At 63.5% G+C, this 14,482-nt stretch carries 13 protein-coding genes; 6 read left to right on the plus strand and 7 right to left on the minus strand.

The window, feature by feature from the left end; genetic code table 11:
• Positions 1-644: 644 nt before the first annotated feature.
• From BraRD5C2_RS34630 to BraRD5C2_RS34650, 5 genes are all read right to left on the minus strand, one after another.
• Positions 645-1,034, minus strand: coding sequence for a DUF1330 domain-containing protein (locus tag BraRD5C2_RS34630; protein ID WP_223976070.1), 390 nt, complete (start codon positions 1,032-1,034; stop codon positions 645-647).
• A gap of 473 nt (positions 1,035-1,507) precedes the next feature.
• Positions 1,508-2,278 carry an SDR family NAD(P)-dependent oxidoreductase gene (locus BraRD5C2_RS34635; RefSeq protein ID WP_223976073.1) on the minus strand — a complete coding sequence of 257 codons (771 nt, stop codon included), beginning with the start codon at positions 2,276-2,278 and terminating at the stop codon, positions 1,508-1,510.
• Positions 2,279-2,352: 74 nt separating this feature from the next.
• Entirely contained in the window at positions 2,353-4,017 is a 1,665-nt protein-coding gene (locus tag BraRD5C2_RS34640) for a thiamine pyrophosphate-binding protein (RefSeq protein ID WP_223976076.1), read from the minus strand.
• 118 nt (positions 4,018-4,135) lie between these two features.
• On the minus strand, positions 4,136-5,362 hold the full coding sequence (locus BraRD5C2_RS34645) for an ABC transporter substrate-binding protein (RefSeq protein WP_223976078.1): 1,227 nt from the start codon (positions 5,360-5,362) through the stop codon (positions 4,136-4,138).
• Between the two features lie 230 nt (positions 5,363-5,592).
• Positions 5,593-6,054: a PACE efflux transporter gene (locus BraRD5C2_RS34650; protein ID WP_223976081.1), complete on the minus strand. Its 462-nt coding sequence runs from the start codon at positions 6,052-6,054 to the stop codon at positions 5,593-5,595.
• A gap of 149 nt (positions 6,055-6,203) precedes the next feature.
• Here BraRD5C2_RS34650 and BraRD5C2_RS34655 point away from each other — a divergent pair, with 149 nt between their 5' ends.
• The 3 genes from BraRD5C2_RS34655 (at position 6,204) to BraRD5C2_RS34665 (ending at position 9,311) form a co-directional block, all read left to right on the plus strand.
• A complete protein-coding gene (locus tag BraRD5C2_RS34655; RefSeq protein WP_223976083.1) occupies positions 6,204-7,094 on the plus strand; it encodes a LysR family transcriptional regulator in 891 nt (296 codons plus the stop codon).
• A gap of 102 nt (positions 7,095-7,196) precedes the next feature.
• Positions 7,197-7,925, plus strand: coding sequence for an SDR family oxidoreductase (locus BraRD5C2_RS34660; RefSeq protein WP_223976086.1), 729 nt, complete (start codon positions 7,197-7,199; stop codon positions 7,923-7,925).
• Positions 7,926-8,036: 111 nt separating this feature from the next.
• On the plus strand, positions 8,037-9,311 hold the full coding sequence (locus BraRD5C2_RS34665) for a tetratricopeptide repeat protein (RefSeq protein WP_223976089.1): 1,275 nt from the start codon (positions 8,037-8,039) through the stop codon (positions 9,309-9,311).
• Between the two features lie 44 nt (positions 9,312-9,355).
• Here BraRD5C2_RS34665 and BraRD5C2_RS34670 read toward each other — a convergent pair whose 3' ends face one another.
• Positions 9,356-10,573, minus strand: coding sequence for a GGDEF domain-containing protein (locus tag BraRD5C2_RS34670; protein WP_223976091.1), 1,218 nt, complete (start codon positions 10,571-10,573; stop codon positions 9,356-9,358).
• 261 nt (positions 10,574-10,834) lie between these two features.
• Positions 10,835-11,494, minus strand: a complete 660-nt coding sequence (locus BraRD5C2_RS34675) for a TetR/AcrR family transcriptional regulator (RefSeq protein ID WP_223976094.1) — start codon at positions 11,492-11,494, stop codon at positions 10,835-10,837.
• A gap of 267 nt (positions 11,495-11,761) precedes the next feature.
• On the opposite strand from BraRD5C2_RS34675, the gene BraRD5C2_RS34680 reads away from it, so the two are divergent.
• From BraRD5C2_RS34680 to BraRD5C2_RS34690, 3 genes are read left to right on the plus strand one after another with little or no spacing between them, the layout of a single operon-like run.
• The gene (locus BraRD5C2_RS34680; RefSeq protein ID WP_223976097.1) at positions 11,762-12,304 is read left to right on the plus strand and encodes an OsmC family protein; all 543 of its coding nucleotides are present in this window, start codon (positions 11,762-11,764) and stop codon (positions 12,302-12,304) included.
• A gap of 35 nt (positions 12,305-12,339) precedes the next feature.
• The gene (locus BraRD5C2_RS34685) at positions 12,340-13,467 is read left to right on the plus strand and encodes an acyl-CoA dehydrogenase family protein (RefSeq protein ID WP_223976098.1); all 1,128 of its coding nucleotides are present in this window, start codon (positions 12,340-12,342) and stop codon (positions 13,465-13,467) included.
• Between the two features lie 46 nt (positions 13,468-13,513).
• Positions 13,514-14,392, plus strand: coding sequence for a sulfurtransferase (locus BraRD5C2_RS34690; RefSeq protein ID WP_223976100.1), 879 nt, complete (start codon positions 13,514-13,516; stop codon positions 14,390-14,392).
• Positions 14,393-14,482 lie beyond the last annotated feature (90 nt).

The following is a 14,482-nucleotide window of genomic DNA, read 5'->3' on the forward strand; positions in this document are numbered from 1 at the left end:
ATCGGGTGGTCGACATGCAGGCGGTCGATGTCGAGCGCGACCTCGACGGCGAGCTGGCGCGGCTGGAGGGGAGTTTGCGGCAGGAGCGGTGAGCTTTCGCCGGCTGAGAGCCTAATGGCGTCGAGATCGACCGCGGGCCTCTCCACACGTCGTCCTGGCGAAAGCCAGGACCCATAACCACTGCATTCGGTGATGAATGGGATCGCCGCCCCAGCGTCGCGCAACAATTGAGACTTGGGGTAATGGGTCCTGGCTTTCGCCAGGACGACACTGAATGTGGCATTGCCGACATCCTCAATCGTCGTCCCGGCGAAGGCCGGGACCCATACTCCGCGGCCGGTGTTGTGAACGGGACTCGTCTTTGCAGTATCGTTCAGCAATGAGCATCTGTGGTTATGGGTCCCTGCTTTCGCAGGACGACATCGAATGTGTTGTGCGGTCCGCGAGTCACACATCCGCATTCTCGCGACATGATCTGTTCGAGTCTTGCTCTTCGTTCCAACCTCTCATTGAGCAGAGGGTGCAGGGAAAGCCGGGTGCCCTTGCAACGGATCGGTCGATTGCGATCGGACCCGGCTAGATTTGACACCGTGAAAAGTTGAGAGGCTTCGGGCGGCGGGCCGGGCCCGCCGCCTTTCGCGTGGTTATTTCTGCTCGACGCCCTCGATCCCGATTGCACGGAAGCTGGCATATTTGTTGCCGACGTCTGCCTCGAGCTGGGTCTGCTTGGCACCGAACGCCTTGAGCGAGTCCATATCGGGAAACTGGATCAGCACCACGCGATTTGGTGGCGGCGCCCCGTTCATGGTGATCGTCTTGTTCAGACCGCCCGCGAGGTATTTGCCGCCGTGCTCCCTGATGTTGGCTTGCGCCTTCGGCAGAAAATCCTTTGCGTAGCCGTCCTGATCCCTGACATCGATTTCCGCAACCGAGTAAGCGGGTATCTTGGCCTGCGCGTGCAGGACGCTGCCGGCGCCGACGCCCAGAACAAAGCTGGCGATTGCAGCCGTTGCAACCTTGGAAACAGACTTCATTGCCATTGTCCTCCCTCGTCACGTGCGCGGACGCCGGGGCGCACGCTGCCCGGTTCGAAATCGGCAGCGCCATAGCAAGCGGGAAAAACGCGTTCTTATCGCCGGCGATCTGTATGATTTCGTACCGTCATGCGTGATGCAGGACGTACAATCACAATCATCCTCAGTCAGGGCCGGATGGTTCAGCTTTCCACGACGAATGGCGAGGCACTAAAAAGGGATTGATCCAAATCCACGATGACACGGCTCTCGCCGTTCAACCGCGTAGGCAAGCCGCACTTGACGCGCAGGCGATCAAGCGTATCGCTCTCAATTCGCGTTTGGAAGATGCCAAACCCGGCCAAATCGTTTCCACAAATTTCCAGGCTCGCACTCACGCGTCATAGCCAGACAACGGGACGATTGCAGATACGGACTTGTTTCGCCCCGTCGCGGTCACGCCCCGACGGTTCCTGTCGCCTCTTTCGCAAAGCTCAGGCAGCGCTGTAGCCGCCGTCGACCACTTGCGATGCGCCCGTCATGAACGACGCCTTGTCCGAGCACATCCAGACCACGGCCTCGGCGATTTCCTCTGGTACCCCCAGGCGACGTGCGGGCACCTTGGCGATGATTTCGTCGTATCGTTCGTCCATCGTCTCCTTGGTCATCGGCGTCTTGATGTATCCGGGATTGACGCAATTCACGCGGATGCCGTCCTGGGCGTATTCGATCGCAGCGGACTTGGTCAGCCCGACGACGCCGTGCTTGGTCGCGACATAGTGCGCCGACGTGGCAAGGCCGACCAGCCCGGCGATCGAGGCTGTGTTGACGATGGCGCCGCCATCACCTTGCTTCAGCATCTGCGCGATCTCGTATTTCAGGCACAGGAACACGCCCATCAGATTCACCGAAAACATCTTCGCCACCGAAGGCTGGGTGAGCTCATGGATGCGCTGGCCGGGCGGGCCGACGGAGCGCCCGGCCACGCCGGCATTGTTGAACGCGCAATCGATGCGCCCGAACGCCGATACCGTGCGGGCCACCATGTTGGCGACATCGGCCTCGTCGGTGACGTCGCCCTGGATCGCAATCGACTGGCCGCCCGCGGCGTTGATGAGCGCGACCGTCTGTTCGATGCCATCTTTCGAGAGATCCGACACCGCGACGCGCGCGCCTTCGCGGGCCATGGCAATCGCCGTTGCCCGACCGATGCCGGAGCCGCCGCCTGTCACCAACGCAGCCTTGCCGTCCAGAATGCCAGCCATCAGAAGCTCCTCCAGCTTTTTTTATGGAGCATGATCTTGTCGGAAAACCGCTGCGCACTTTTCCGGATCATGCTCTAGCGCTTGCCTTCGATTGCGATCTCGACGAGGTACGGGCGCTGCGCCGCGACAGCCTTTGCGACTGCGCCGGCGATGTCGTCCGCCTTTTCGACCCTGACCGCCTCGACGCCCATGCCGGCCGCGAGATGCACGAAGTCGAGCGCGGGGCCGGTGATGTCCATGTTCTGGTAGGGATGCTGGGTGCCGGCTTCGAAATTCTGTCGCCAGACGTCCACATTGTGCTTGAGGATGCGGTACTCGCGGTTGGCGAGTACCACGAACACGATCGCAAGCTTGTGGTGCGCGGCGGTCCACAGCGCCTGGATCGCGTACATCGCCGAACCGTCGCCGGAGATCGCGACAACCGGACGGTCCGGCATTGCGACCTTGACGCCGATCGCGCCGGCAAGACCCTGGCCGATGCCGCCGCCACGTCCGCCGAAATAGTCGCCGAAGCCGCGATAGTCGAAGGCGCGGGCGAGATCGAGGCTCGCGGTGATGCTCTCATCGACGATGACCACATCATCGGGCAGGCCGCGGCGCAGTTCCGCGGTGACGCGCGGCATCGAGCTCGGCTCGCGGTTCCAGCTCTTCTCGACGCGCGCGCGATAGGCTTCCTTCTCTTTCGCCTGCAGTTCGGCCAGCGCAGCATTGCGATTTTGCGCAGCCTGCCTGAAGTCTGCGCTCGCCTTGGCGCGTAACGCGTCGGTCAATGCACTGATGCTGACCGCGATGTCGCCGACGATGCCGGCATCGAGCCGGTTGTTGAGCGCGAGACGCTCGCTTGAGGCTTCGATCTGGAGCAGGGACGCGCCGTCGGGAATGTGGCTATCAGGCGCGAACCAGATGTCCTCGAAGAATGGGCCTCCGATCAGCAGCACGAGATCGGTATCGCCGAGCGCCTTGCGCACCTGCCGGGCGTCGCCGGGGAGCGACTGACGATAGCTCGGATGATTGGTCGGGAAGGGTGCGTGATGCCGCAATCCTTCGAACCACACGGTCGCACCGATCGTTTCCGCAAGCGCGACCAACGCCTGTTCGTCGCCCGACCGCGCCACGTCGTCGCCGGCGATGATGGCCGGATTCTTCGCCTTCAGCAGCAGTGCGACCAGAGCCTCGATGCCTGCCGGATCGGGGCGTGTCGATCGCCACAGATTGTCCGGCGTCGATGCATCGACCGCGGTCTCCTGTTCCAGGACGTCGATCGGGAGCGATACGAACACCGGCCCCTGCGGCGCATCGGTCGCCACCTTGAACGCACGGCGCATGATCGGTGCGATCTCGTCGGCGCGCTCGATCTGAACGCTCCACTTCGTCACCGGGGCTGCCATCGCAACGAGGTCGTGGCCGAGCAGCGGATTGTTGAGCCGCATGCGCGTGTCCTGCTGACCCGCGGTCACGACCACGGGCGAATTTGCTTTCAGCGCGCCGTAGAGCGAGCCGATGCCGTTGCCGAGGCCCGGAGCGACGTGCAAATTGGCGACGGTGACGCGTCCCGATGCCTGCGCATAGAAGCTGGCGGCGCTGACGGCGACGCCTTCGTGCAGCGCCATGATGTATTCGAGTTTCGGGAATGCCGGCAGGCTGTCGAGCAGCGGTGTTTCCGTCGTGCCGGGATTGCCGAAGATGTGACGCACGCCGTGCGACACGAAGGATTCCATCAGCACACGGCGTCCACGCATTCACTTCCTCCCGGTCGTTTCTGATCCGTTTTGCGCATCATCGGCCGATGAGCGGCCGATGGCAACTGCGACAAGGTTTGCGTACGCCGCGCTGTCTTTCGCGGGGCGCCGTGGACGATCACGCCTTCGAAATGCCGCCGTCGATCACGGGACCCAGCGGCTCGTAACGTTCGCCGCTGAAGCGCGTCAGCTGCAGTTGCTCGAGCGGATAGTAGTCGGTCGGCGAGGTGTTGATCTTGATGCCCGGCAGCAGCATGTCGGATTCGACATCCTTCAAGTTCGCCGCCTGCTTGATGATGTTTTCGGACGAGACGTCGTCGCCGCACTGCTTGAGCACCTGAACCAGAATCTGGCTGGTGAGATAGCCGGTGACCGCGTAGATGTCGTTCCTGGCCGCGGCCGGATCGTATTTGTCGAGGAAGGCACGCCACTTCTGAATGGCGGGATCGCTGTCCCAGGCGGCGTCGACGGGATCCTTCAGATAGGCGCTGGAAATGATCCCCTTGGACACGTCGAAGCCTGCGGCCTTCAGGGTCGAGCCGGCGGAGGAGGCGTTGTTGCCGATGTAATGCGCCGGCTGCCAGCCGAGCTCGGCGATCTTCTTGATGCCTTGCGCGGCGAATTTCGGCGTGGTCATGCTCATGAACACGTTGGCGCCGGCGGATTTGCAGCGGACCACCTGGCTGTCGATGGTAGGATCCGCGGTCTCATAGGATAGCTCCGCCACGATTGCAGAGGTCTTGCCGCCAAGTCCGTCCTTAAAACCCTTCAGCACGTCGCGTCCGAAATCGTCGTTCTGGTAGACGATGCCGATCTTGGGATCATTCTGAGTCGACAGGACATGCTGCGCGAAGGCCCGGCCCTCGATCTGGTAGCAGGGCTGGAAACCCATCGTGTAGGGGAAGTTCTTGTAGTCGCCGAACTTGGTGGCGCCCGAGGCGATGAAGAGGTGCGGGACCTTCTTCTGGTTCATGTATTTCATGATCGCCGCATTGGTCGGTGCACCGAGCGGCGCAAACAGCACATCGATTTCGTCGCCTTCGACCAGCTTGCGCGCCTGTTCCACCGTCTTGGCCGGGCTGTAGGCATCGTCATAGGTGATGTATTTGATCATGCGGCCGTTGATGCCGCCTTGCTCGTTGATCATCTTGAAATAGCCGCCGGGCGTGCGGCCGATCGACGAATAGACCGCAGCCGGTCCCGAATAGGCGTCGATGTTGCCGATCACGATCTCGGTCTTGCCTTTGGCAATGGCGGGCTTGCCGAGCAGCAGCGTGGCCGCCGTGGCGGCAGCGCCCTTGATGAGATGACGGCGGTTGAGTTGGGGGGAACGGTTCCTTGGCATTGTAGTCCTCCGCTTCTTCTTGTTGGCCGTTTTGGCATTGTTGGCCGTTTGGCAGCCTCTGACGGGCATGTCGGCTTCAAGCATTGTACCGCGCTCGAGCCGGATCAAGCCAGTGTATGAGCGCGGCCCGGCGGAACTTGTGCGTAGTCGCTACCATCGGGAATATTGCTGCGGTGTCAGGGTCCGGCGCGGCAGATCGAATGATCCGCCGCGCCGGACACCAAGATCGATCAGGCCGGCAGGGCCCGGCTTGCCGTGCGACCGTGCGGGCTGAGCTCGCGCACCGGAAACACGCGATCGTAAGCGATGTTGAAGACGAACGCGTAGACCAGATAGAAGGCGACGATCGAGATATCCATCATCAGCGCGGCCCACAGCGAGACGCCGAGATACCAGGCGACGAACGGGATCAGCAGCACGATCAGGCCAGCCTCGAACAGCATCGCGTGCACGACGCGGATCGGCATCGTCTTGGCGACACGGCCGGTGACGCGGACCAGCGCGTGGTCGAAGCCGAGATTGAACAGCAAGTTCCAGATCGTCGCCACCGTCGCCGAGACGACGCCGATGACGCCCATATGGGCGACCGGCTGATTGAACAGCCAGGCGGCTGCCGGCGTGAAGATGGCGATACCGATCAGTTCGAACAGGACTGCGTGCCTGATCCGGTCGGAGAAGGAACGCATAGACATTTTGAAACCCTTTCTTGATTCTTGTTTTGACGCGTTTTCTTCACGCGAACCGGCATCCACTTCGCTTGAAAACGCTCTCGTTGTTGCGACCGGGTTTCTATCTGATATTGTGGGATTAGAAAGTTAGGTAATATCTGGAAAAGAGATAGATGGCCGTTTCCATGGACCAGCTCGAATCCTTCGTGGCGGCGGCCGAGCAGGGCTCGTTCTCCGGTGCGGCACGGCTGCTGAAGAAGGCGCAATCGGCCGTCAGCACCCACGTCGCCAATCTGGAGACAGACCTTGGGATTGCGCTGTTCGATCGGACCGGGCGCAACCCGGTGCTGACCGAAGCCGGTGTGCGGCTGTTGCCGGAAGCAAGATTGATCCTCGATCGCCGCGAACACCTGATCGGTGTCGCCAGCAGTTTCGAGGCGCATGTTGAGAAGCGGCTGGTGGTGGCGATCGACGAGCTCTATCCGGAGAGCGCGGTCGGCGAGCTGTTCGCGGAATTCGCCAAGCGCTTTCCCCATGTCGAAGTGGAGCTGCTGTTTCCGATCATGGAGGACGTCAGCCGTCTCGTGCTCGACGGCAAGGCCGATGTCGGCGTGATGTGGCGGCAGGAGCAGCTGCCGCCCGAACTCGGCTTCAAGACCATCGGCTGGGTGCCGCTGCAGCTCGTGTGCGGCAAGAACCATCCGTTGGCGCATGGGCGGGTGGATTGGGAGGAGCTGAAGCGGCATCGCCAGATCATGGTCACGGTGCGCAACGAAGGCACCGAGCGGCACCGGCTGCGTGTCGCAGCCGAGGTGTGGTGGGTCGAGAGCCATTGGGTGATCCTGCAGATCCTCAAGCAGGGCGTCGGCTGGGCGCTGATCCCGGCGCACATCATGGCGAGCTCGCAGATTGCCGAAGAACTGGCAATACCCGAGCTGGAATTCGGCGAGGGCGCGCATCCCGTCGCGCTCGAAGTGGTTTGGCACAAGCAGCGGCCGGCCGGACCCGCGGCAAAATGGCTGCGTCGCCGTTTCGCAACGCGGCCGCCGATGCTTCGCATGTGACGGGCCATGCGCGTCGGACAACGTCGCTGGCCGCACGGGAGCTGACATCGCGACCGCGATGTGTTGCCATGTGTGCCGCACTGACCGGACAGGGTGGAGATGATGGCGAAGCAGTTGGAAGGCAAGGTCGCGGCCGTGACCGGCGCGGCGTCGGGCATTGGACTTGCGAGCAGCGAGGCGATGCTGGCCGCGGGCGCGCGCGTGGTGATGGTCGACCGTGACGCGGCCGCGCTGCAGGCGCTCGCCGGCAAGCACGGCGATGCGGTGATCCCGCTGGTCATCGACCTGCTCGATCCGAAGGACTGCGCGACGCTTCTGCCAAGGATCCTCGAGAAGGCCGGCCAACTCGACATCCTGCACGCCAATGCTGGGATCTATGTCGGCGGCGATCTCGTCGATGCCGATACCGGCGCGATCGACCGGATGCTGAACCTCAACGTCAATGTCGTGATGAAGAACGTGCACGACGTGCTGCCGCACATGATCGCGCGCGGGACCGGCGACATCATCGTGACGAGCTCGCTCGCCGCGCATTTCCCGACGCCGTGGGAGCCGGTCTATGCCTCGTCAAAATGGGCGATCAACTGCTTCGTCCAGACGGTGCGGCGCCAGGTGTTCAAGCACGGCATTCGCGTCGGCTCGATCTCGCCGGGGCCCGTGATCAGCGCGCTGCTCGCGGACTGGCCGGCGGAGAAGCTGGAGGAAGCCAAGGCTTCGGGCAGCCTGCTGGAGGCGAGCGAGGTCGCCGAGGTCGTGATGTTCATGCTGACCCGGCCGCGCGGCATGACGATTCGCGACGTCGTGATGCTGCCGACGAATTTCGATCTGTAGGCAGCATCGCGCCAATACCGTCGCCGGCGCGCCGTTGCGGCACAGGCAACGGAAGGTTGTGTTGCGGGCAGGGGCTTTGCTACTAGTCTCCCGGTGGGCGTGGGGGACGAAGTGACAGAACGGGCAAAACGTGCATTCGCCGCCAGGGCGATGATGATCGCGCTTGGTGTATTGCTGGCGCCAATTCCGGCTGCACGTGCACAGCTTCTCCTGCCGGCCAAGTGCACCGTGGCCGGAAATATCAGCCTGGACGATCGTATCGCAGGTTGCACTGCCTTGATCGAGGCGATGTCGACCAATTTGCAAGGGGCGATCTCCGCACATTTTCGCCGCGCCGCGCTCTATCTTGATAAGGGCGACGTTGATCGGGCAATCGAGGACTACAGTTACGTCATCGAGCACGATCCGAACAATCTGATCGCCCTTCTCCGCAGGGCATGGGCGCACAAACGGAAGGGCGAGGTCGATACAGCGCTTGCCGACTACGGTCGAGCCATAGAACTCGCTCCAAAAGACACTTACGCATACCTGGGACGGGCTGGCGCCTACCTGATCAAGCAGGATGTTGACAGCGCGATCGACGACTACGGCCGAGCCCTTCTCACCCATCCCGACAATGTGGCTGCGTATGTCGGCCGCGGGCGCGCCTACAATCTCAAGGGCGAGCCAGATCGGGCGATAGCCGACTGCAATCGTGCGATCGAGATCAGCCCGGAACGCGGGGCGGGGGTGGGCCTCATTTGCCGCGGACACGCTCACATCATCAAGGGCGACATCGAGCTCGCATTGGACGACTTCAATCAAGCTATCGGTTTCAGTCCAAAAAATCCCCTGCCTTATGTTGGCCGCGCCAGCATCCTTCGCGCTCGCGGCGACCTCGAACTCGGACTATCCAACATCAAACAGGCGATCGAGCTGACCCCGAACGATCCTCAACTTCATCGCTGGGCGGGGAGCGCTTACTTTCAAGGTGGGCTCCTGTCGGAAGCGCACGACGCGTTCGTCCGCGCCAGCGAACTCGATCGGAAGGATGTTTACACACTGCTATGGCTCGACCTCGTGCGCCAGAAGACCGGCCAACCGAGCGGACTTGATGAAGCCTCCGGGCGGCTTGACCTGTCGAATTGGCCGGCGCCGATCGTTCGCTTGTTCCTCGGCGCTACAACGCTTGAGGATGTCGTAAAGGCCGCCGACGATGCCAATCCAGTCAAGATGAAAGGGCAGCTCTGCGAAGCGCATTTCTATGCCGGTGAGCTGGCGCTGGCGAAAGGTGCGACGGACGAAGCCGTGCGGCTGCTTCGCCTCGCCGCTGACGGATGCCCGAAGATCTACTTTGAATGGGCGCCAGCCAATGCCGAGTTGCGCAAGCTCGACACCAGACACTGATGGCGTTTGACGGTCGCTGGGCCGCGTTCCTGCCGGACGTCGCCTCAGGCGGCGCCGCGATCGAGCGCCGGCGTGGGGTCCTTTTGCGTCAGCCGGCGCAGGGCCGCAACGTTGGTGGCGACGGACGCCAGGCGGCACTGTGCCTTGCCGTCGGATTTGGCTTCATAGAGCGCGGCATCGGCAACGGCCAAAAGCTCCTCGGCCTCGGTGCCGTGCTCGGGCGAGACAGCGACGCCGACACTGACGCCGACCTTTGCGAAGATGCCGTCGGCCAGCCGGTAAGGCATCGTGACGGCCTGGATGATGCGCTGGCCGATCCCGAGTGCCTGCTCGGCGGTGACGCCGTTCGCCAGCACCACGAATTCATCGCCGCCGAGCCGCGCGATCACCGAGGTCTCGGGTAGAGCGCGCCGCAGCCGCTCGGCAGCCAGCATCAGCACCTGGTCGCCGGCCGCATGGCCATAGGTGTCGTTGATTGGCTTGAAATTGTCGAGGTCGAGGAACAGCAGCGCGAACGGCCTGTCGTGTCCGGCCGGAGCCGTGAGCTTGGTGTTCAGCGCGGCGACGAAACCGGCGCGATTGCGCAGTCCGGTCAGGGTGTCGTGATGGGCAAGATGGCCGTTCTCGCGCTCGGCGCGCATGGTTGCGATCAGCATCTTGTTGAGGCGGAAGGCCGCGACCGTCATCGCCGCAAGATACATCGGCACCTGCAGGAACACGATGAAGAGCAGCGGCTCGTCGGCCAATGCCGCGCCGGGCACGATCGGGCCGAGGCTGAGCAAGATCATGGTGCCGGCAAGGCGCGGGGCGCTGAAGTTGCGAAAGCAGATGCCGCCGACCATCGCCGCCGCCGACAGCGAGGCCAGCATCGCAACCACCCAATCGCCGCTTGCAAGGCTGATCAGCATGCCGAAGCCGACGCTCGCGCTCCAGGCGACTGCGAGGACGAGGTGAAGATCGGTCGGCGTCGGCCGCCCCTCGCGTGCCGCGCGATGGGCAGCCACGAGCACCGACAGTCGCGAGAGGCAGATGACGAGTTCGAGGATGACCCAGGCGATGAACGGCGCGGTCGGCTCGCGGATCGCAATCACGGCCGCGACGGCGACCGTATTGACCGCGCCGGCCGCGAACACCGGCAGTGAGCCATAGAGATCCCCGATCAGCGCCGCGCGGATGTCATCGGGCACGCCCGGACCCGCATCGGCGAGCCAGCGCGTCACGCCCCAGCGCGGCTGGCTGTATCGTCCTTTTTCGGACTGCATTGTTCTTGCCTCGTACTTTCACGGCGCAACTGACCCGGGTGGACCTAACAGGCGTTTAAGGCCGCGGCGGATCGCGCGGTGTGATTGACGACCGGTAAACCCGGCGGGCGATCGCACCGCCGAATACCGATGCCGGAAGCTGCGATGCGGCCGATGGTCGCGACGTCCATTCGGCCGGCGGTTAATTTTTGAGCGGGGGTGCCGATCAAAGCGGGCAGCGAGGTGATCGGGGGCGTCGCTCTACCGCAGCGTCCTTCTGTGTCAGACCGCCACCAGTTCGTCCGCGCGGCCCGCGCGCTTCGCTTTCTTCAGCTTGGCCGGCGCGAACAGATTGCTTGCGGCGAGGCCCGCGGTGTCGGCGACCGTAGGGTCACATGACACCATGGCAGCGACAATGGCGCCGTCGATCAACAGCGCGAGCTGATGCGCGAGCACCGCCGGTTCGGTCGCGCCCATCTCGCCGGCGAGCTTCTCGATATGCGCCAGCACCACCTTCTTGTGCTTCAGCGCGATGTTGCGGAACTGCTTGGCGTCCTTGTCGTGCTCAGCGACCGCGTTGATGAACGGGCAGCCGTAGAAGCGTTCCTCGGCAAACCAGGTCTTGAGGGCAGGGAAGATCCGCGACAGCTTGGTCTGCGGATCGCCGCCGCCGGCCTCGATCGCACCGATGAACCACTCACGCCACTGCTTGCCTTCGCTTTCCAGCACGGCATGCACGAGGTTGGTCTTCGAGCCGAACAATTTGTAGAGCGTGGTCTTGGCGGTTCCGGCTTCGTCGATGATCGCATCGATGCCGGTGGCGTTGATGCCGTTCTTGCAGAACAGATGCGTCGCCGCATTGAGCAGGCGCCCGCGCGCGGACTCGTCATCGCCGGCGGCGAACGCGGCGGCAGGTTTTTTCTTCACAAGCGATTTGGCCATGCGCGGTAGTAAATCGGAGCGCGTCAAAATCATCAAGTCGCATCTTCACGGGGTCGGGCATGTGCGCCGTCCTGCGCTCAAAGTAATCGCGGCAGCGCGGCAGATGCACCGCGTTTGAGCAGCCGCGACCTGATCAATCCGCGGGCAGGCAGAGCTAACCGTCTGCGCGATTTCAGCTTTTGATTTGGCGGAGGACTGGCACGCTTCGTGCAGGAAACAGACCGTTCGGTATCCTTACCCAATCCATCGCTCCCAGGGAGAAAACTGATGACCGCTGTCGCTCAAAAAACCGCACTGACCGGCTGCCTCGCGCCGATCGACAGGGGCGGGCTCGAGCAGCTGATCGCTAACGGCAAGGCCAACCCGAAGGTGATCAAGACCTTGAGGTGCAAGACGGTGGCGGAGGGCAAGTTCCGCCACGCCAACTACATCCGCAATCTCGCGCCCTACATCGTCGACGAGCCGCCGGGCCTGCTCGGCGATGACACCGCGCCCAATCCGTCGGAGGCCTCGCTCGCCGCGCTCGGCTCCTGCCTTGCGGTCGGCCTGCACGCCAACGCGGTGCATCGCGGCTGGATCGTCAACAAGCTCGAGCTGGAGCTCGAGGGCGATCTCAACATCACCGCGGTGTGGGGCACCGGCGACGTCAGCGAAAAGCCGGTCGGCTTCACCGATGTCCGCGTCAAGGTCGACATGGAATGCGAGGGCGTCGCGCAGAGCGAGATCGATGCGCTGGTGGCGCATGTGAAGAAGTGGTCGCCGGTCGCCAACACCTTCACCCGTCCCGTCAATCTCGAGGTCAGCGCGTAAGGCTCGACCGGCAATTCAAGGTGCGGAGACCAACCATGGGTTCACTGGCTTTATCGCGGGTCGCAGCTCAAGATCCCGCACCGACCATTACGGACGAGGTCGCGCGCCTCGCTCGTCAGGAGCTGGCGCCGCTCGCATCCGCGATCGATGCCGGCTCGATCTATCCCGGCGAATTCCTGCGCCGGCTCGGCAAGACCGGCGCGTGGAGCAGCCACGTGCCGCAGGAGGGCCCTGCCGACCTGCGCTGGGCGATCCAGTCGATGGCGGCGCTCGGCGAGATCTGCGGCGCCACCGCCTTCATGGCGTGGTGCCAGAACACGCTGGTCTGGTACGTCGCCAATTCCACCAACGTGAAGCTCGCCGCGCGCTTCGGCAACTGCTTCTCCAGCGGGCGTGCGCTCGGCGGCACCGGGCTCTCCAACCCGATGAAGAGCTTCTTCGGCATCGAGCGGCTGAAGCTGAAGGGCCGCAAGGTCGATGGCGGTTACGTCGTGCGCGGCGCGCTGCCCTGGGTGTCCAATCTCGGCCCCGACCACTACTTCGGCACGATCTTCGAGCGCGAGGACGAAGGCACCAACGGCGAGCCGGGCAGCACGGTCATGTTCCTTGCCGATTGCTCTGACCCCGCGATCACGCTGACGCCGTGCAAGCCGTTCCTGGCGATGGACGGCACCGGCACCTACAGCGTCCAGTTCCGCGACGTGTTCGTGCCTGACGAGCTGATCCTGGCCGAGCCGGCTGCGCCGTTCGTCAAGAAGGTCCGCGCCGGCTTCATCCTGCTGCAGACCGGCATGGGCCTCGGCCTGATGAGGGATTGCATCAACATCATGGACGAGGTCCATGCGCCGCTCGGTCACGTCAACCGCTATCTGCCGCAGCAGCCGGTGCAATTCCGCGAGCTCTATGCCGAGTTCGAGAAGGAGGCGATGACGCTGGCTAGCGATCCCTATAACGCCGACGACAGCTACTGGCGCCGCGTCGTCGCGCTGCGCCTGCGGATCGGCGATGCCAGTGTCGCGGTCGCGCATGCGGCGATGCTCCATTGCGGCGCGCGCGGCTATCTGATGAGCCATCGCGCACAGCGCAGACTGCGCGAAGCCTATTTCGTCGCCATCGTCACGCCTGCCACCAAGCAGCTGCGCAAGATGCTGGCGGACGGCTGAAGGAGTTTGGGACCACCACAACTGCAACCGCAAACAGGAGAGAGCCATGACGGACGTTCTGATCACCGCCGGCGAACTTGCCGAGCTCGTCAAGAAAGAGCCGTGTGTCATCATCGACACGCGGAATCCGGATGCCTATGCGGCCGGCCATCTGCCCGGTGCCGTCAATGTGCATGACGTCTTCACGTTCCTCGCGACCTCGACGCCGGAGGGAATCCACGAACTGAAGACCAAATTCGCCGACGCCTTCGGCGCCGCCGGTCTCTCCGGCAAGGAGACCGCCGTGATCTACGAGCAGTCGATGAATTCCGGCTTCGGCCAGTCGTGCCGCGGCTACTACCTGCTGACGATGCTGGGTTATCCCAAGATCAAGGTGTTGCATGGTGGCTTCGATGCCTGGAAGGCCGCCGACCTTCCGGTTACCACCGACGTCGCGGTTCCGGCGAAGGCCTCCTTTGCGATCGTGCCGGAAGCCGGCGACATCATGATCGACGCCAAGGCGATGCTGGCCGCGGTCGGCAAGCCCGGCGTCGCGATCCTCGATGTGCGCGACGTCGACGAGTGGATCGGCGATAGCTCCTCGCCCTACGGCAAGGATTTCTGCCCGCGCAAGGGCCGCATCCCCGGCGCCGTCTGGCTGGAATGGTACCGGATGATGAAGCCGACCGGCGAAGGCCCGCGCTTCAAGTCCAAGGACGAGATCCTGGCGGAGTGCGCCACCGTCGGCATCTCGCAGACCACGCCGGTCTATCTCTACTGCTTCAAGGGCGCGCGCGCCTCGAACACCTTCCTGGCGCTGAAGAACGCCGGCGTGAAGGACGTGCGGATGTACTTCGGCTCGTGGAACGAGTGGTCGCGCGACCCGGCGCTGCCGATCGACGAGGGCCTGCCGACCGCTGCCGTCGTCACAGGCAAGGCGGCATAGAATCTGCATGTTTGCTGGCGTCCGGCGGCGTAAAATGCGGCCGGACGCCGATCAATGCCGGTGTCGGCACGGCGCGCCGATCCGCAAGGA

It is taken from the genome of Bradyrhizobium sp. RD5-C2 (assembly GCF_019972155.1).
Classification (GTDB): Bacteria; Pseudomonadota; Alphaproteobacteria; order Rhizobiales; family Xanthobacteraceae; genus Bradyrhizobium.